The organism is Brevundimonas sp. (genome assembly GCF_035561115.1).
Taxonomy (GTDB): domain Bacteria; phylum Pseudomonadota; class Alphaproteobacteria; order Caulobacterales; family Caulobacteraceae; genus Brevundimonas.
The window spans coordinates 1-18,803 of the sequence record NZ_DATMYH010000083.1 but is presented as its reverse complement, the minus strand read 5'-3'; the positions used below and the strand labels follow the sequence as shown (position 1 = coordinate 18,803).

The 18,803-nt window shown below is 69.1% G+C and carries 14 protein-coding genes and 1 pseudogene; 4 read left to right on the top strand and 11 right to left on the bottom strand.

Features of this window, described 5'->3' with window-relative positions; all coding sequences use genetic code 11:
- Positions 1-81 precede the first annotated feature (81 nt).
- Positions 82-2,319: an adenosylcobalamin-dependent ribonucleoside-diphosphate reductase gene (locus VN378_RS10560; RefSeq protein WP_325743536.1), complete on the top strand. Its 2,238-nt coding sequence runs from the start codon at positions 82-84 to the stop codon at positions 2,317-2,319.
- 37 nt (positions 2,320-2,356) lie between these two features.
- Here the strand turns inward: VN378_RS10560 and VN378_RS10555 are convergent, their stop codons facing one another.
- The 11 genes from VN378_RS10555 to VN378_RS10505 all read right to left on the bottom strand — a co-directional run bounded on the left by VN378_RS10555 (position 2,357) and on the right by VN378_RS10505 (position 16,342).
- Positions 2,357-3,553, bottom strand: coding sequence for an alginate export family protein (locus VN378_RS10555; RefSeq protein ID WP_325743535.1), 1,197 nt, complete (start codon positions 3,551-3,553; stop codon positions 2,357-2,359).
- A 74-nt stretch (positions 3,554-3,627) separates the two neighbouring features.
- The gene (nirK, locus tag VN378_RS10550) at positions 3,628-4,665 is read right to left on the bottom strand and encodes a copper-containing nitrite reductase (RefSeq protein ID WP_325743534.1); all 1,038 of its coding nucleotides are present in this window, start codon (positions 4,663-4,665) and stop codon (positions 3,628-3,630) included.
- A 247-nt stretch (positions 4,666-4,912) separates the two neighbouring features.
- On the bottom strand, positions 4,913-5,317 hold the full coding sequence (locus VN378_RS10545; protein WP_325743533.1) for a SirB2 family protein: 405 nt from the start codon (positions 5,315-5,317) through the stop codon (positions 4,913-4,915).
- Positions 5,318-5,435: 118 nt separating this feature from the next.
- Positions 5,436-5,951: a YcnI family protein gene (locus tag VN378_RS10540; protein WP_325743532.1), complete on the bottom strand. Its 516-nt coding sequence runs from the start codon at positions 5,949-5,951 to the stop codon at positions 5,436-5,438.
- A gap of 11 nt (positions 5,952-5,962) precedes the next feature.
- Positions 5,963-8,023, bottom strand: a complete 2,061-nt coding sequence (locus tag VN378_RS10535; protein ID WP_325743531.1) for a TonB-dependent receptor family protein — start codon at positions 8,021-8,023, stop codon at positions 5,963-5,965.
- A 230-nt stretch (positions 8,024-8,253) separates the two neighbouring features.
- Complete coding sequence (locus VN378_RS10530) at positions 8,254-10,026, bottom strand: pyridoxal phosphate-dependent decarboxylase family protein (RefSeq protein ID WP_325743530.1); 1,773 nt, start codon at positions 10,024-10,026, stop codon at positions 8,254-8,256.
- A 66-nt stretch (positions 10,027-10,092) separates the two neighbouring features.
- On the bottom strand, positions 10,093-10,434 hold the full coding sequence (locus VN378_RS10525) for a YbaN family protein (RefSeq protein ID WP_325743529.1): 342 nt from the start codon (positions 10,432-10,434) through the stop codon (positions 10,093-10,095).
- 158 nt (positions 10,435-10,592) lie between these two features.
- Positions 10,593-11,774, bottom strand: a complete 1,182-nt coding sequence (locus tag VN378_RS10520) for an NnrS family protein (protein ID WP_325743528.1) — start codon at positions 11,772-11,774, stop codon at positions 10,593-10,595.
- Positions 11,775-11,848: 74 nt separating this feature from the next.
- Positions 11,849-14,131 (bottom strand): nitric-oxide reductase large subunit, encoded by a 2,283-nt coding sequence (locus VN378_RS10515; protein WP_325743527.1) that lies wholly within the window; start codon positions 14,129-14,131, stop codon positions 11,849-11,851.
- Between the two features lie 133 nt (positions 14,132-14,264).
- Positions 14,265-15,629, bottom strand: a complete 1,365-nt coding sequence (gene hemN / locus VN378_RS10510) for an oxygen-independent coproporphyrinogen III oxidase (RefSeq protein ID WP_325743526.1) — start codon at positions 15,627-15,629, stop codon at positions 14,265-14,267.
- Between the two features lie 26 nt (positions 15,630-15,655).
- Positions 15,656-16,342 carry an alternative oxidase gene (locus VN378_RS10505; protein WP_325743525.1) on the bottom strand — a complete coding sequence of 229 codons (687 nt, stop codon included), beginning with the start codon at positions 16,340-16,342 and terminating at the stop codon, positions 15,656-15,658.
- 113 nt (positions 16,343-16,455) lie between these two features.
- Between VN378_RS10505 and VN378_RS10500 the strand changes: the two genes are divergently transcribed.
- The 3 genes and pseudogenes from VN378_RS10500 to VN378_RS10490 form a co-directional block, all read left to right on the top strand.
- Positions 16,456-17,979: a PAS domain S-box protein gene (locus VN378_RS10500; protein WP_325743524.1), complete on the top strand. Its 1,524-nt coding sequence runs from the start codon at positions 16,456-16,458 to the stop codon at positions 17,977-17,979.
- Positions 17,969-18,574, top strand: a complete 606-nt coding sequence (gene fixJ / locus VN378_RS10495; RefSeq protein WP_325743523.1) for a response regulator FixJ — start codon at positions 17,969-17,971, stop codon at positions 18,572-18,574. Before VN378_RS10500 ends, fixJ begins: the two co-directional genes overlap by 11 nt.
- Positions 18,575-18,661: 87 nt before the next feature.
- A pseudogene (locus tag VN378_RS10490) lies at positions 18,662-18,803 on the top strand (5-aminolevulinate synthase); the annotation flags it as partial.

The following is an 18,803-nucleotide window of genomic DNA, read 5'->3' as shown; positions in this document are numbered from 1 at the left end:
GAGGGCCGTTCCGTCGTTGCGCCCGAACAATCTCCCGTCGGACAGAATCGGCCAGCTTCCGCGTCGAAGGAGACTCCCCCCATGGCGTTCGACAATCCGCTCGCGGCCGACATCTGGTCCAGCAAATACCGTTTCAAGCCGACCGAAGGGGGCGGCGACGACACCGTCGAACAGACCTGGGCGCGGGTGGCGGCGGCGATCGCCGAGGCCGAGACGCCGAAGCTGAGGCGCCACTGGCGCGAGCGTTTCGCCGAGGCCCTGTCCGACTTCCAGTTCCTGCCCGCCGGCCGGATCATGGCCGGAGCCGGCACCGGCCGCGCCGTGACCCTGTTCAACTGCTTCGTCATGGGCACGGTGCCGGACGATCTGAACGGCATCTTCGAGGCCGTGCGCGAGGCCGCCGTGACCATGCAGCAGGGCGGCGGCGTCGGCATGGACTTTTCGACCATCCGACCGTCGGGCGCTCCGGTGAAGGGCGTCGGCGCCGACGCCTCCGGCCCGCTCAGCTTCATGGATGTGTGGGACTCGATGTGCCGCACCATCCTGTCGGCCGGCCAGCGGCGCGGCGCCATGATGGGCTGCCTGCGCATCGACCACCCGGACATCGAGGCCTTCATCGACGCCAAGCGCGACCCGGCCCGGCTAAGGAATTTCAACGTCTCGGTGCTGGTCCCCGACGCCTTCATGCGCGCTCTGGAGGCGGGGGCGGACTGGCCGCTGGTGTTCGGCGGCGAGACCTGGCGCACCGTGCCCGCGCGCGACCTGTGGGCCCGGCTGATGCAGGCGACCTACGACGTCGCCGAGCCGGGGGTGATCTTCATCGACCGGGTCAACGAGCGGAACAACCTGGCCGGCGTTGAGACGATCTCGGCCAGCAACCCGTGCGGGGAACAGATGCTGCCGCCCTACGGCGCCTGCCTGCTGGGCTCGATCAATCTGGCGCGGCTGGTCAACAGCCCGTTCGAGCCTGGCGCCGCCCTCGACGAGGAGCGACTGGGCGAACTGACGCGCACGGCGATCCGCTTCCTCGACAACGTCATCGACGTCTCTCGCTTCCCGCTGGAGGCCCAGGCCGAGGAGGCCCGGGCCAAGCGGCGGCTGGGCCTCGGCGTCACCGGCCTGGCCGACGCCCTGGTGTTCTGCGGCATTCCCTACGGCGGCGAGGCGGCGGCCGAAATCACCCGGCGCTGGCTCGGCGTCATCAAGCGCGAGGCCTATCGCGCCTCGGCCGAACTGGCCGCCGAAAAGGGCCCCTACCCGCTCTACGATCCGGCGGTGCTGGACCGGCCGAACCTGCTCGAACTCGACGAGGAGACGCGGGCCCTGATCGCGCGCCACGGCCTGCGCAACGGCTGCCTGACCTCGATCGCCCCGACCGGAACCACTTCGCTGATGGCCGGCAATGTCTCGTCCGGCGTCGAGCCGGTGTTCGCCTTCGCCTACACCCGCAAGGTGCTGCAGCCCGACGGGTCGAAGCGCGAGGAGGCGGTCGAGGACTACGCCCTGACGGTGTGGAAACGGCTGCACGGCGACGCCCCGCCGCCGGCCGGGTCCTTCGTCACCGCCCAGACCCTGACCCCCGCCGAGCACCTGCGCATGCAGGCCGCCGCCCAGGAGATGATCGACAGCTCGATCTCCAAGACCGTCAACTGCCCCGAAGACATCGCCTTCGACGCCTTCGCCGATGTCTATGTCGAGGGCTGGAGGCTGGGCTGCAAGGGTTTGACGACCTACCGGCCCAACGCCGTCACCGGCTCGGTGCTGGCGGCGACGCCGGTCGCCGCGCCCGCTCCGACCCCGCCCGCCGAAGTTCGTCTGAGCCCGCGGCCCGAGGCGCTGACCGGTTCCACCTACAAGATCAAATGGCCCGACAGCCCCCACGCCGTCTACGTCACCCTGAACGACGTCGAAGGCCCCGACGGGCCGCGTCCGTTCGAGATCTTCGTCAACTCCAAGAACATGGAGCACTACGCCTGGACCCTGGGCCTGACGCGGATGATCTCGGCCGTGTTCCGGCGCGGCGGCGACGTCTCCTTCGTCGCTGACGAGCTGAAGTCGGTGTTCGATCCGCGCGGCGGCGGCTGGCTGAACGGTCGCTATGTGCCCTCGTTGCTGGCGGCGATCGGCGGGGTGATCGAGCGCCACCTGGCCCGGGACGCGGCCGCCTGCGAGGCTCACGACCATGCCGCGCCTTCGCCGGCCGGTCAGACCGCCGTCCCCCGCCCGACGGCTTGCTGCCCCCGCTGCGGCGCCGGCGGCCTGGTTCGCAAGGAAGGCTGCGACACCTGTTTCGAGTGCGGCTATTCGAAATGCGGCTAGGCTGAACCGGAGGGGGCGGTCGCCGCCCCCTCTCCCGTCAGTAGCGGTATTCGAGGATCAACCAGCCCTTGTCGGCGTCGCCGAAGGCCGGATGGTCTCCGTCGAAATGCGCCGCCTTCAGCTCCACCGACCAATGGCCGTTGATCGGCAGGGCGGCCGACAGGTCCAGCTCCCGGCCCAGATCGAGATCGCCGTTCGCGTCATGGAAGACGTGCGCCTCGGCGGTCAGGCGGACGGTGCGGCCCCGGGCCGGGACGCCGACATGACCGCGCAGGAACAGGTCGCGGACGCCGAACGCCGGGGTGATGGTGATGACATCGGACCAGCCCAGGAATCCGTGACCCGTGCCCAGCGGCGTCTGGAAGCCGGAGACGCCGTCGCCGTCGAACCGCTCGTAGCCCAGGCCGGCCGACCAGCGCGGCGTCTGCAGCCCCACCGCCGCCGCCTGGAAGTCCAGCGCATAGTCGGCCGGATTGGCGCCGTTGTCGGACTGCACGGCGTATTCGCCAGCCCAGGTCAGCGACAGATCGTCAGCCACCGTCCGCGACCCGGCCAGCCGCGCGCCGATCGTGGTCGACGACTGCGCCGCGGCGTTGTCGAGATCGATGGCCAGACCGAAGGCGCTCAACCGGCCGACGGGCGTGTCCGCCTCGGCCTGCAACAGGTGGATGTCGCCTCGCCAGACGCCCTGGGCATGCTCGTGGCCGAGCGGGCGCTGGACCCGGTCGGCGAAGACCCAGGTCAGGGTGACGGGCTTCAGCGCCGTGGTGGTCATCCGGACGGCGTCGAAAGTCTGCTCGTTCTGGCGCCACCCGACATTGCCGACGAAGCGGCTGTTCCCCACCACCAGCCGCTGGCGGCCGACGGTGACCTCCGTTTCGGGCAGGCCGGTCCAGCGCACCAGCGCCCGGTTCAGCTCCAGGGTCTCGCCGTCGGCCACGGCGGGACGGCCGGGAACCGGATCGACCGGCGCGGAATAGCGGTCGTCCAGCACCGCGACTCCCTCCCCCTCGACCAGCAGCTGCAGGCCACGCGCCGTCGCCGAGCGCCAACCCAGCCGCGCGCGCAGGGTCAGGGCGTGGGCCTGGTCGGCGAAGCCTTGCTGATCGAACGTCTCGCTGCGCAGCCGGCTTTCGAAAAGGATGCGGGCGTTGGTGTCGGTCGCCTGGGCCGAGGCCGCGGCCGGGACCGCGGCCAGTATGAAGGCCAGCACGGCCGTGCGTCTCATCGCCATGGACTCTCTCCGGTTAAAAAAAGCGACCGCCGGGGACATCCCCGACGGCCGCAGGTCGCACACCAGACTGGCGACTAGTGTTCCATGTGATTGTGGGCTTCCGGCGAGCCCCGGAAGATGTCCGGGTTCTGCGGTCCGGTGACCTCGATGATGCCGGCGGCGCCGCGGTCGACCCGGCTCAGGGCGTGGTCGACCATGATGTAGCTGCCGGGAACCTCGAACGTCAGATCCACCACCGTGGCCCCGCCCGGAGGCACCAGCACGGTCTGCACATCGGTGATCGGAGGGCTGGTCAGCGAGGCGTCGCGATACACGCGGTCGAAAATCTCGCCGATGACGTGGAAGCTGGAGATCTTGTTCGGACCGCCGACGCCGAAATAGATCCGGGCGGTGTCGCCAACCTCGGCCTTGAGGGCGTTCTCGCCGGTCAGGGCCTTGAAGGCGCCGTTCATGACGTAATAGGTCGGCTGTTCGTTGAGCAGCTTCTCGACGCTCTCGGTCAGCAGGCCCGGCGTGCCCTGGTCTTCCTCGGTGTAGATCTCGCCCTGCATCACGTAGAATTCGTGGTCGACAGCCGGCAGGCCGCCCTCGGGCTCGACCAGGATCAGGCCGTACATGCCGTTGGAGATGTGCTGGGCGACCATCGGCGTGGCGCAGTGATAGACATAGAGGCCGGGCTGCAGGGCCTTGAAGGTGAAGGATTTGGTCTCGCCGGGGTTGGCGTTGGTCGCCGCCGCTCCCCCGCCGGGGCCGGTCACGGCGTGGAAGTCGACGTTGTGCATCATCACGCTGCTGGCGGCGTTGGCCATGTTGACCTCGACGGTGTCGCCGACGCGGACGCGGACAAACGGCCCGGGCACCCGGTTGTTGTAGGTCCAGTAGGTGTAGCTGGTCCCGTCCTCCAGCTGGCCGATCACCTCGGTGGTCTCAAGGTTCACGATATGATGGCGCGGACCGGAAGCGGTCAGCGGCGCCGGCAGATCGGTCGCGCGGCGGATGATGTCGGCGGCCGGGGCCGGAGCGGCGGCGGCCTCCTGGGCGAGAGCGAAATCCGGAACCGCGGCGATCATGGCGAGGGCGGCGGCGCTGGTGAGAAGGGCGGTCAGTTTCATGTTCGGTCCCCGGGGGCGCTTGCTCGGCCCCGATGCGCACCGGTCTAGGAGCCTCTCCGGGGGCCGACATTGCGCGGGCACAACGTTCGGCGACCGCCGGCCCAGATGTCGCAGGCCGCCCTTGCCGAGGTCGGGAAGTAGGCCAATATTACCGTTTATTTTGAATGTGTTAGTTGAGTATTGCAGTCAACGCTTCCCCCTACGGGCGTTCCCGTAGAGGGTTTTTACGGAGGCGGGCGAACAACTTCTAACCGCCGATTCCAGCGAAAAGTCCGAGCGGATGATGGGCCCGCGCCACCGTTACGATGAAGCCGAACACCGCGAGCGCCGCCAGCCAGAAGCCGATCCGCATCCGCCGCGAACGGGCTGCGGCGAAGGCCTGGGTTCCAAGACCGATGTAGACGACGAGGAGGGTCACCTTCACCGTCAGCCAGTGATCCACGAACGGAAACTGACGCACCAGGACCGTGAGCGTCAGGGCGGCGCCCAACAGGATGGTGTCGATGATCCACGAGACCAGCCGGACCGGGAAGGCTCGGGGCCAGGAGGCGCCCGACAGGTTGAAGGCCCCGCCGCGCACGGCGAACAGCAGTCCGCTGGCGGTCACCGCGCAGATATGGACGGCCCGAATCGGGAGGTAGAAGTCTTCCATACGCCTTCGCCGCCCCTCCTGATGTCAAAGACGCCGATCGAGGCCCGCACAGAGGCGAACGGGCGGGCGTCGGGCGCAGTTCCGGACGGCTGCAGCCGTCGGAAAGCGAGCGTACCAGCTAGTGGTGCGCCGCGCCGGCGCCCAGGATCAGGACCGGAGCCGGATGCGCCGGTCTCGGCTCGCCTGCCACGGACGTCTCGATCCAGCGCGCTTCGCCCTGCTCGCAGGTCTGGATCACCGGGAAGACCAGCGATCCCGCCGCGGACGGCAGTTTCGCCGCCAGGCCGAACTCGTCGAATTGATCGTCAGACAACCGGCCGGTCCAGGTGATGGCGCTGACCCGCTCGGTCAGGAAGCCGCCGCCCTCGGCGGCGACGGGCTCGGCCAGCGGCTGGCGCTCGACGGAGATGGTCCAGCCGGCCTTCGGCTGCGGCCGGGCGACAACTATGCCGGCTGGAATTTCAACCCTGACAGCCGTGGTGGCCGAGCCGTCGCAGCCGTGGCTGACCCGCAGGGCGCCGGCCCAGTGGCCGCCCGCCGCAGCCTGCGGCTGGGTGAAGACGACGTGGGCCTGGGCGGCGCCCGCCGCAGCAAGGGCGGCCAATGCGGCCAGAAGCATGGTGGGCGTTCTCATGGCGTGTCCTTTCAGAAAGCGGCGCGGAGACCGACGAAGGCGCTGCGGCCCTCGCCCGGCCAGAAAACCGTGGTGGATGCGACGCGCGCGTCAGTCACGGCGCTGGCGTTGGCGATGTAGCGCTTGTCGGTCAGGTTGCGGGCGTCAAGGAACAGCTTGACCTTCGGGGTGACCGCCAGGACGGCGTTCAGCGACCAGATGGCATAGCCGGGCGACTTCAGGGTGTTGGCGTAGTCGACCCAGCTGTCCTTCGGCGTCCACTGTACGGAGGGCGCGAGCGACCAACGGCCGGCGCTGTAGCTCAGCTCGGCATGATAATGGTGCTCCGGAACGACCGGCAGCCGGCCGTCGCCGTAGTGGGGGTCTCCGTCAAAGCGCAGATCGGTCCATGCCCAGGTCTGGTGCAGCTTCAGCCGGCGTTCGCCGTCCCGCCAGATCATCCAGTCCAGCCCGGCTTCGAGGCCCTGGTGCACCGTATCGCCGGCATTGAACGTGGCTGCGGGAATGTCGGGCGCGGTCAGGAAGGTCAGCAGCTCGTTCTCGACCGTCATGCGGTAAAGCGCCACGTCCCATGACAGCGAACCCTTGCGCCCCCGCGTACCGATTTCCACGGTCCAGGCCTCCTGGGCCTCGACCGGCACGAAGTCCGGATAAGGCGTCTGCACCAAGGCGGAGAAATGCGGCGGCTCGACCGAGCGGGTCAGGTTGGCGAAAAGCTGCCGCCCGCCGCCGTCTTCCCACAACAGGCCGATCCGGGGGGCGAACCAGTCGAAATCCTTCGAGGCGCCGCGCGCCGGGTTGACGTGATCGGCGTAGTCGCGCGTGGCCCGGCCCCAGCTGCCGCCGGCCACCAGCGCCAGGCGTTCGGTGACGAACAGCCGGCCCTCGGCGAAGATGTCCTGGGCCGTGGCGCGCTGGGTGTTGTCGCCGGTAAGGACTCCGCGTTCGCCGGCGTTGTTCTGGAAGGTCAGCCCGTCCAGCCTGCCGTCGCGCAGCCATGCGCCGATGAACAGGTCCGCGTTCCGTCCCCCGAGCGTGCCGGTCCAGTCGAGGCGGCCGAAGGCGCCGATGTTGCGACTCTGCTGGTCAATGACCACCGAAATCGGGTGGTCCAGATCCTTGACCGCGGCGTAGACGCCGCCCTCGAAGCTCCACGCCTCGTCCAGACGCCAACGGGTCTGGACGGAGCCGCGCAGCGAAGTCATGTCCCGGCGGTAGTCCTTCGCCGTATTGGCCGCCGCGGCGGCGGTCGGGTTCTCCAGCGCCTGCGACAGGGTCAGGGCGCCGGGAATCTCGTTCTCGATGTCCGCGGCGCTGACCAGCAACCGGATTTCGCGGCCCTCGCCCAATCTGTGACCGAGGTTCAGGCTGAGACGTTGCGAGGCCTGGGCGGAGTGATCCCGCCAGCCGTCGGCGCCGAGCACAGAAACGCCCGCCCAGAGGTCGTCATCGCCCCATTGGCGGGCGATCTCGCCGTGGGCGCGCCAGGTTTCGAACGAGCCGGCCTCCAGCCTGAGCTCATTGCGAGCCGGGGCGTCGCGACCGGTCGGAGTGTTGAGCTGGATGGCCCCGCCCATGGTCGCGCCGCCGAAGCGGATGGCGTTGCCGCCCTTGAACACCTCGATATAGCGGGCGCTGAGCAGATCGACTTCCTGGAAGTCGCCGAAGCCGTCCGCCTGGTTGAAGGGCACGCCGTCCTGGGCCAGCACCACGCCGCGGTTATGAGAGGAATTGCCCACGCCGGATCCGCGAATCGACAGGCGGACCTCCTCACCCCAGCGCTTTTCGGCGTAGACGCCCGGCACGGCGTGCAGGGCGTCGCCGAGGTGCATGGCCAGATGATCGACGTACTGTTCGCGGCTGACCACGGCGACCGCGCCCGGCGTCTCCTGCGCCTCGGCGCGGGCGCGCGCGGCCACCGCCGGATCCACCGGATCACGGCGGGCCTGGACCATCACATCGGCAAGCACGACCGGCTCGTCCGGCGCCGTCAGGTGAGCGATGTGCGTGGCGTCTTGCGGCGCACCGGCCGCCAGGATCAGGGCGGCGGCGGAAACGGTGGAGAGAAGCATGGCGGACCCGGAAGCGTCGTTCGGCCCGGAGCGGACCGTGCGCCCAATTGAGCCCGCGCCGCGCCGTCCTCCTTGCGCTGACGCAACGGGCGGGCTCCGCAATTATACGGTGAGGCCGCGCCAACGGTGCGACGCCGCGACTCGGCCGGCTCGCCGGAATCGTCCCCGCGCGGCAGCGTCGTCCGGCGTTCAGACCCCGCCCTGCAACGCCTGCCTGATCCGGTGGGATTTTACGCCGCGGCCTCAAGATCATGGCCGAGGCTCTCGCGGACCAGGGCGATGAAGGGCGGGAACAGGGCGACGCGGAATTCCGGGGCCGCCCAGTAGGGGTTCATGAAGACGCAGCGGATCAGCACCATGCCCTGCGCATCGACGACGCCGCTGAAGCCGTCGACATGGCGCGCGACCGTGGCGGCATAGTCGGCCCCGAGCGTGGTCTTCGAAACCGAGAACTCCGGCGAACAGTGGATCCGGTCGAACAGGGCCGTGGTGCGGCGGTTGGCGGCGGACAGCGTCTCTCCCCGCGCCGCGATGGAGAAGCAGACGATGTTGGCGTCAGCGGGCTGGAGAAACCGCACCTCCGGCACGGCGTCGCCGAGGGCGGTCTCGAACGCCTGCCGCGCCCGCACGGTTTCGGCGAGCAGCGCCCCCAGCCCGGACGGGCCGAAACCCATGGTGCGCCCGGTCAGCCAGACCGCAGCGGCTCCGGCCGCCGAACGCGACCCCTCCAGGGTCGACGACCATTTGCCATCGCCGAGTTCCGGGCGGTCGAGATAGGGTGCGTCGAAGGCCGAGACGGCGTAGCGCGCGGTGTCCCGCGTCAGGAAGGCCCCGCAGGCGTAGGGAACATAGCCCAGCTTGTGGGGATCGATGGTGACGGAGTCCGCGCGGCCGATCGCCCGTAAGGCAGCGACGCTGGCGGGGGTGAGAACATCCTCGTCCGGCCCGCCCAGGATGGCGCACAGGAAGCCGCCGTAGGCCGCGTCCACATGCCGCCAGATGTGCACGCCCCGCTCGGCTTCCCAGCGCTCCAGCCGGTCGTGCAGGGCGTCGATCGGGTCGATCTCGCCCGTCTCCGTGGTCCCGGCCACGCCGACCGCCATAAGCACGGGCCGGCCTGCGGCCTCCGCCCGCCGGATCAGCCGGTCCAGATCATCGACGTCGAGCCGCCCCTCGGCGTCCAGATCCACCGCCCACAGCGACTCCTCGCCGAGGCCGAACAGGTTGGCGGCTTTTGACCAGGAATAGTGTTTGTTGCCCGGGACCAGCAGCACCGGACCCAGATAGTCCCGGCCGGCCGCGCGGCCGATCCGCAGCCAGATGGCGGCCGGTACGCCGACGGCGGCGCTGTAGCGGCGCAGCACGGCGTCGGTCAGGCCATGCTCGTCCCAGAGCTGGCGGAACCGGTCCCAGCCCATATGGGCCGAGGCGAAGACGTCGAGGGGCTCGCCGGTCTTTTCGGCGATGTAGAGGCCGAGGCTGAGCCAGTGGTCGAGCCGGTAGCGGGCCCGCCAGACGGCTTCGAAATTCGCCACCGTGCCGCCGGAGGTGAAATGGCCCTCGGCCCTCGCGGGGTCATAGCCGACCATGGCCGCCAGCATGGCGATGGCCTCGGCCTCGATCACCGTGCCGACCTTGCTGGCCTCGCGCGAGGTGTTGTTGGGATTGTGCAGCATGGCCGCCAGCCAGCCCAGCAGCGCCGGCAGGGACACCTCGGCCTTCATGTGCCCGATGTAGCGGGGGGTGAAGGTTGGTGTCTCCGCCGTCAGCGCCTCGCACAACTCGGCCAGTTCCCGGGACAGGACCTCGCGCCGCTCGAGCCGCTCGGGCGACAGCCGATCCTCCGGTCCGACCAGGCAGGGATCGTCGGCGAACAGGCCCTTGCGCCAGTCGAACCATTGATCCAGCACCGCCTGGAACTCACCCCGCACCCAGGTCTCGTTTTCCGAGCGGGGGCCGGGGAAACAGGCGCCGGCGACGATGGCGGCGGGGGATGGGCTCATGGGATCTCCTGCGGGGTTGGATGGCGCGGGGCCGCCTCGGCGTCGTTGTCGGCGCGCAAGCTCCGCTCAGGACGGTCGGGTGAGAATCCAGCCGCCCACGCAGGCCAGCCCGACCGCGACCGTGGCGGTGACGGCAAGGCCGGCCCCTGATGCGTGAACCAGAAAGCCGCTGAGCGGCAGGCTCACCGCCGCGGCCGCCTTGGCCCCCGGCGGGATGGCGCGGCGCTGTTCCCAGGCCTTCAGCGGCGGACCGAGCCGGGCGTGGTCCCGCAGCCAGGCCTCAAGCCGCGGCGAGGACCGGGCGAACGCCCAGGCCGACAGGAGGACGAACGGCGTCGTGGGCAGAACCGGCAGGGCCACGCCGACGACGGCCAGCGCCGCTGCGCCCAGCCCGAGCGCCTGCAACATCAGCCGGTCGCCACGGGGAGCGGAAGGCGAACAGTGGCAGTCCCCGTGACAGCACAGGTCGGTCGGACACATCACCGGGTCACAACAGTCGGCGGCGGGACAGGTCATGCCGGATGGGTCGCACGACGCGGCGGCCGCCGCCTTGCGCGGGCGCAAAGTCACAGCGACCGCCGCCACAGCATCGGCCCGTAGGCGGCGACGAAGCCGGCGAAGGCCAGGGCCCACAGCGTCGCCGAAACGGCCAGCAGGACTGCGGTCCATTCGGTCAGGAAGGGAGCCGACACCCGCACCACGGCCGCCGACAGGATCAACAGGTAGATGGCCGTCGTCGAACGGTCGGCGACCCGCGGCCGGCCGGTATGGCCTCGCGTGGCCCGGGTCATGATGGCCAGGGTCTCGACGCCCATCGCCCCCGTCGTCAGGGCATGGACGCCGGCGGTGAACGGAACGGCGTCCGGAACCAGCGCGGCCAGTCCCAGCAGGATCAGCCCCAGGCCGAGCCACGCATAACCAAGGTGCAGAATCCAGACGAGCGCCTCGCGCCGCGCCAGCCAGCCGCGCCAGCGCGCCAGACGGGCCAGATTGGCGAGCCCGGCGACGACCATGGCCCCTCCCGTGAACAGGGCGTGGGGCGCCGCCACCCATGCGACCAGCGCCACGGCGGTGAGCGCCAGCACGCCGGCGTCGAAGCGGTTGAAGGCGGTCGGGCCCCTGGCGATTCCGTTCGCCTGGGTCCAGTTCTGGGTGAAGCTGGGGGTCACCCGGCCGCCGATCAGGGCGATCAGGCCGGTGACGACGGCCACAGCGGCCCGCTCGGCGCCCGGACCGAACAGCGGAAGGGCGCCGCGCAGGTGAAAGGCGATATTGGCGGCGGCCAGCACCGACACCAGCAGGCAGACCGGCAGGTTGCGCCGGTTCTTCGCCGCAAGCACTTCACGCCAGATCAGGCCGGCGAAGACGAGCAGGAAGGCGCTGTCGATCACCGCGGCCGGAACCGCCATGGTTGCGGGAAGGAATCCGGCCGCCCGGCCCGCCGCCCACAGGGCGAACAGGCCCGCCAGCTTCAGGCCGGTCACCGGCAGGCGGCCCGTCCAGTTCGGCACCGCCGTCAGCAGGAAGCCGGCGATGACTCCGGCCAGATAGCCGAACAGCATCTCGTGGATGTGCCACAGCCGCCCGTCCATGCTCCCGACCGTGCCATCGCCCAGCGTCATCGACGCCACCCAGATCGGCACGGCCGCCGCCGCCCATACCGCCGAGAACAGGAAGAAGGGCCTGAAGCCGAAACTGAACACGGGCGGGCCGGAGTAGCGGCGGATGGACTGAGCTGTCGTGGTCACGGGAAAAGCATCCTCAGAAAAAGAAAGGGCGGGGAGAGGCGAACCCCTCCCCGCCCCGTACGCTGTCGGTCCCGTTACTCGGCCGGCAGCACCGCCGGCTCGGCGGCGGGGTCGGCCACGGGCCTCGGCTTGAGACCCGCGATCACCAGCCGGGCGGCGAAGACCGCCAGGGTGACGGCGCCCGCCCCGAACACCACGTCGCCGGGGACGCGCATCCACACCAGGGTCTGGACCAGCGGCGAGTGAAGAACCGCCGGAGAGCGCGCGTACCACATGCCGTGCTCGATACTGGCGAAGGCCTGCACCACCCCGATCGGCAGCAGCGACAGGAACAGCATCATCGCCAGACCGATGTTCAGCAGCCAGAAGGTCCAGGCCAGCAACGTATCGCTCCACCCCTCCCGCCGGGCCAGGCTGCGGAAGCAGAACAGCAGCAGGCCGATACCCAGCATCCCGTAGACCCCGAACAGGGCCGCGTGGGCGTGGGTCGCCGTCGTGTTGAGCCCCTGGATGTAATAGAGGGCCAGCGGCGGGTTGATCATGAAGCCGAAGACGCCGGCGCCGAGCAGGTTCCAGAAGCCGACGGCCACGAAGAACAGGATCGGCCATTTGTAGGCCTTGACCCACGGGGCCGCCTTGGTGTGCCGCCAATTCTCGAAGGCCTCGAAGCCGACCAGGGCCAGCGGCACGACCTCGAGGGCCGAGAACACCGAGCCGATGGCCATCACCGAGGTGGGCGTGCCGGCGAAATACCAGTGGTGCGCCGTGCCCAGCACCCCGCCCGTCATGAAGACGATGGTGCCGAAGACGACCGCCACGTTGGCGACGACCGGCCGGACCAGGCCGAGGCGGACGAACAGCAGGCTGATCACCGCGGTGGCGAACACTTCGAAGAAGCCCTCGACCCACAGGTGGACGACCCACCAGCGCCAGTACTCGACCATGCTGATGTGGGTGTGTTTGCCCCACATGAAGCCGGCCGCATAGAACAGGGTGATGGCGACGGTGGACAGGAACAGGATCACCAGCACCGGCTTGGCCTGGGACTTCTCCTTCAGCGCCGGCCACAGGGCCCGGGTCACCAGCACCAGCCACAGGACGAGGCCGACGAAGAGAAGGATCTGCCAGAAGCGGCCGAGATCGATGTATTCCCAGCCCTGGTGACCGAACCACCAGTTGGTGTCGAGGTCGAAGATCTGCTGCACGCCGAACCATTCGCCGGCCATCGAGCCCAGCACGACCACCACGAGGGCGACCCACAGGACGTTGACGCCGAGGGCCTGGAAGCGCGGTTCCTTGCCCGAGACGATCGGGGCGATGTAGAGGCCCGTGCCCAGCCAGGCCGTGGCGATCCAGAACACCGCCAGCTGGGTGTGCCAGGTGCGGGTCACGGCGTAGGGAATCCATTCCGAGATCGGAATGCCGTAGAAGTCATGGCCCTCGACCGCATAGTGGGCGGTGACGGCGCCGAGCCCGACCTGCAGCAGGAACAGGGCGATCACGGTCAGGAAATACTTGCCCGCCGCCTTCATCGAGGGCGTCGGCTTCATGCCCATCAGCGGATCGGCCGTGGGCGGTTCCAGGTGTTCTTCCTTTGGCTGGCGCGCATGCCAGAAGACCAGGGCGGCGACGCCGAAGATCAGCAGCAGGACGCTGGCCACCGACCAGACGATGTTCGCGGGGGTCGGCACGTTGTCGATCAGCGGCTCGTGCGGCCAGTTGGAGGTGTAGGTGATGACATCGTTCGGACGCTGCGTGCCGGCGCCCCAGCTGGCCCACCAGTAGAAGGCGGCGATCTGGTTGCGGCGGCTGATGTCCGGCACCGCGTTGTTGGCGACGGCGTACTGCTCGCGCAGCGATTCCAGCGCGGGGTCGTCGCTGAACAGGGCGACATAGTGCGCCTTGACCTCGCGCATGGCCGCGGCCCGGTCGGCGGAGACGGTGATGGTGTCGGTCGCCGGATCATAGGTGTTGGTGCGCATCTCGCGCTTGACCCGGGCCTTCAGCGCCGCCTGGCGCTCAAGGTCGAGGCTGGCCCAGGACTGCCCATGGTCGCGCTGCGACCACATCTCCAGCAGGGCCATGGTCTCGCGGTGCAACTGGTCGGCCGACCAGTCCGGCGCGACATAACCGCCGTGGCCCCAGACCGAGCCGACCTGCTGGCCGCCCATGGACTGCCAGGCCAGTTGACCGGTCTGGATGTCCTCGCGGGTGAGCAGAACCCGCCCCGAGGTGTCCACGACCTGCGCCGGTATGGGCGGCGCCTGCCGGTTTATCTCCCGCCCCATCATCCCCAGCACGGCGAACGACGTCGCCATGATCAGGGCGAGGACGATCCAAAGTCTCTTGGTTGTCATCTCGCGATATCCTTGCGGCCGCGCGGGAGATCCCGAATCCGGCCAATTGAAGCTTTCATTCCGTCGATCAGGGTGGCGGGACGTTGTCGGTCGACAAACTCCGGGCTTCCCCCAGTGCGGGATGTCCCGGAGGTCACACCGCCCGGGCGTGCCGGCTCGCGGCGACGGGCAGGCGGGCGTCGAAACAGGCCGCGACCACGCGCATGACGCGGTGGGCCTCGGGCGGAATCCGGATGGTCCGGCCGGCGACAAGGCACAGGCCGTCGGCCTGCAGCCGATCCGCGGCCACGATCGAACTGTCCAGGGTCGCGGCGGCGAAGCCATGCGCCCGGCAGACCTCGGCGACATCGACGGTCAGGTCGCACATCAGGCGCTCGATCACGTTCGCACGCAGCTCGTCTTCTGCGTTGACAGCCAGCCGGCGCGCGACCGGGAGACGGCCCGCCTCCACTTCGCGGCCCCAGACATCGGTCGCCGCGGCGTTCTGCACGAATCCCTCCGCGAAACGGCCGATCGAGGACGGACCGATCGGCACGAGTACGGGCGCCGGATCGTCGGTGTAGCCCTGGAAATTGCGGCGCAGCATCCCCGATGCCGCCGCGACAGCCAACGGATCCTCCGGCAAGGCGTAGTGATCCAGGCCGATGCGGACATAGCCGGCCGCCAGCAGCGTCTGATCGGCGGCCTCGGCCTGGGCCCAGCGGCCGTCGCCGTCCGCCAGATCGGCCTCCCGGATCATCACCTGGTGCTTCTTCATCCACGGCACGTGGGCGTAGCCGAACACCGCCACACGATCCGGGCGCAGGGTGACCGCCGCCTCCGTGGACGCCGCCAAATTCTCCGGCGTCTGCCCCGGCAGGCCGTACATCAGGTCGAAATTGATTGCGGCGACCCCCGCCTTGCGCAGCCGGTCATTGGCGGCGGCGACCATGTCGAACGGCTGGATGCGATTGACCTTCGCCTGGACCTCTGGATCGAAGGTCTGGACGCCGAGGCTGACCCGCGTCACTCCGGCTTCGCCACAAGCGTCGATGAAGGCCTCGGTCAGCATGCCCGGGTCCAGTTCGGCCGCGACTTCCGCGCCGGGGCGCAAGGCGAACCGGTCTGCCATATGCAGGACCAGAGCCCTGAAATCCTCGGGCGACAGGGCGTTCGGACTGCCGCCGCCGAAATGCAGATGGGCGGCGCCGGCGTGCGGACCGATGGCGTCCGCCCACAGGTCCACCTCCAGCATCAGGGTCTGGAAGAAGGCGCGGACCCGGTCGTACTCATGGAAGACGCTGGTGTGGCAGCCGCAATACCAGCACAGCCGCCGGCAGAAGGGCACATGGACATAGGCCGAGATGGCCTGGTCGGCGCGGGTGGCGGCCAGCCACGCCCGGGCCTCCTCCTCCCCGGCGGCGGTCTCGAAGGCGACCGCCGTCGGATAGCTGGTGTAGCGGGGCAGGTTGCGCGCGGCGTGGGGACGCCAGGCGGGCGGAAGGGTGCGGATCGACATGCGGGAACCCGGCCTCTCGTTCGCCGCTACGCCGCCTTCCATGCGGGCTGCAGTTCGACGTGCGGCGGGCAGGACGCGACGGCGACCGGAGCGGCGCCGGCCAGTTCGTTGGCGAAGCCGTGGTTGACGTCCCGGTGGTGGGCCTCGTCGGCGCGAACCACCAGCACCACGTCGCGCAGGGTCGCGTCGGCCGGGAGGTTCCAGTAGCGGCGCGCGATAGCCGGCGCGGCCACGTTCGGGCTGCGGCCCTCGTCGATCTCGGCGAGGTAGTGGGTGTAGCTGATGACGGCCTCTTCCTCGAAATAGCCGACGACCCGGTGAGCCGTCCTGGCGGACACCAGATAGAGGCCGAAGAAGAACAGGTAGAAGACCCATTGCACGGCGATGACCATGAAGCGTTCGAACAGGGTCGGCTGCGCTACCTCGATGAACGTCATCAGGTGCATCCGCTCGTTCTCGGCCTCGTCCATCAGGGTGCGGATCCAGCCGTTGTCGTCCTTCATCCGGCGCAGGGCCTTGAGGTGGTTCAGGGTCGCCCCGACCATGCCCGGCACGGCGGCGACGGTTTCCAGCACCACGGCGCGGTGGCCGTAGCGTTTGGCGAAGAAGGTGTCGGCGAAGAAGCGCAGCGCCTTGACGAAGCCGAGGGCGACGCGGTCGGACACGCCCTTCGGCGCATGATGGATGGAGAGGTCGACGCGGGGAGCGGTCATGGCGGCTTCCGTAAGCTTGAACTGGGGCCGGCGGCCCGATGCCGGTGAAGTAGCCGCCGTGCGCGACTGGCGGAATTCGGGTGTTTCACCTACGGGTTGTTGCGGAGGCGATGATGACGATCACGATCCCGAAGACCACGCTTGAAGGCCGCACCGCCTGGGACTGGATGCTGGCGAGTCGCCATGCCGGCGCCGGTGTGGCCGCCGCCGTGCTTGGGGCCCTGGGAGGGCTGGCGGTGCGTCTGGCCCTGGTCCCGTGGCTGGAGCACCGGCTGACGCTTCTGTTCTTCGTTCCGGCCATTGTAGTGGCTTCGGCCCTCGGCGGCGCCCTGCCCGGCGCGCTGGCGACGGTGCTCGGCCTCGCCTGCGGCATGTACGTCACCTGGTCGGCGGGGGCGCTGGCGGCGGGCGATTTCGCCAGCATCTCCGTCTTCCTGTTGCTGGGTCTGGTGATCGCCGCCGGGGGCGAGGCGTTCCAGAACATGCGGTCGCGGGCCGTGACGGTGAACCGGGATCTCCGGGCGCGCGAGGCGCACCTGCAGTCCATCCTGGCCACGGTGCCCGACGCCATGATCGTCATCACCGAGCGCGGAATGATGCAGTCCTTCAGCCCCACCGCCGAGCGCCTGTTTGGCTGGACCCCGGACGAGGTGATCGGCAAGAATGTGAGGATGCTGATGCCCGAACCCTATCGGGAGCAGCACGACGGCTACCTCGATCGTTATCTGACCACGGGCGAGCGGCGGATCATCGGCGTCGGCCGGGTCGTGGTCGGAGAGCGAAAGGACGGTTCGACCTTCCCGATGGAGCTGGCGGTCGGGGAGATGATTTCCGGCGACCAGCGCTTCTTCACCGGATTCGTCCGCGACCTCAGCGAGCGCCAGCAGACCGAGCAGCGGCTTCAGGAACTGCAGTCCGAACTGGTCCACATCTCCCGCCTCACCGCCATGGGCGAGATGGCCTCGGCCCTGGCGCATGAACTGAACCAGCCGCTGTCGGCCATGGCCAACTATCTCAAGGGCTCGCTGCGCCTGCTGGACGCGGAAACGATCGCGCGGGACCGTTTGAAGGACGCGATCCAGAAGGCCGGCGACCAGGCGCTGAGGGCGGGCGACATCATTCGCCGCCTGCGCGATTTCGTCGCCCGGGGCGAGGCCGAACGCCGCGTTGAAAGTCTGCCGAAGCTGATCGAGGAAGCCAGCGCCCTGGCGCTGGTCGGGGCCAAGGAACATGGGATCCGCGTGCTGTTCCGCTTTTCGCCCGAGGTCGACCTGGTGCTGGCTGACAAGGTCCAGATCCAGCAGGTGGTTCTGAATCTGATCCGTAATGCGATCGAGGCGATGGAGGAGGCGCAGCGCAAGATTCTCGACATCCGCCTCGACCTTGTCGCCGACGATCACGCGCAGGTCACCGTGGCCGACACCGGCTCGGGCATCAGCCCGGACATCGCCGACCAGCTGTTCCAGCCGTTCGTCACCACCAAGCGGACCGGCATGGGCGTCGGCCTGTCGATTTCGCGCACCATCATCGAGGCCCATGGCGGTCGCATCTGGGTCGAGCCGAATCCGGGCGGCGGCACCCGATTCTGCTTTACGCTGCGTTCTGTAGGCGAGGAGGAACTCTATGATGGCGAATGAGCCCATCGTTCATGTGGTCGACGATGATCCCGCGATCCGGGATTCGCTGGCCTTCCTGCTGGACACGGCGGGACTGGTGTCGAGAACCTATGAGTCGGCTGCGGCCTTGCTGGTCCACGCCGGCACGCTCGCGCCGGGCTGCATCGTCACCGACGTGCGCATGCCCGACATGAACGGACTGGAGATGGTTCGCCGGTTGTCCGAGATGGGCGTGCGCCACCCGGTCATCGTCATGACCGGCCACGCCGACGTGCCGCTGGCCATCGAGGCCGTCCGCGCCGGGGTCAAGGACTTCATCGAAAAGCCGTTCGACGACGAGGCCTTGTTGTCCTCGATCCGCTCGGCCCTCGCCGACCAGGCAGGGACCACCGAGCGCGAGGGACAGGACGCCGAGGTGCGCGAGCGTCTCGCCTCCCTGTCGACCCGGGAGCGTCAGGTGCTGGAGGGCCTGGTCGCCGGCCGCGCCAACAAGGTGATCGCCTACGACCTCGAGATCAGCCCGCGCACGGTCGAGGTCTATCGCGCCAACGTCATGACCAAGATGCAGGCCCGCAGTTTGTCGGAACTGGTGCGGATGACGATCCTCGCCGGATAGACCCTTCCGGCGTCAGGGGTTTACCGGAGGTGACGCAGGCGGACGGCGGTGGGAGGAAGAGCCTCGATTACCACGGGATTCCTCCTGATGTACGACTACAAGGCCGCCTTCCAGACTGCCGTGGAGCAGGTCAAGAGCGAGGGGCGCTACCGCGTCTTCGCCGATCTGAAGCGCGTGCGCGGCCAGTTCCCCAAGGCCGTCCGCCGCCGTGAGGACGGGTCCGAACAGG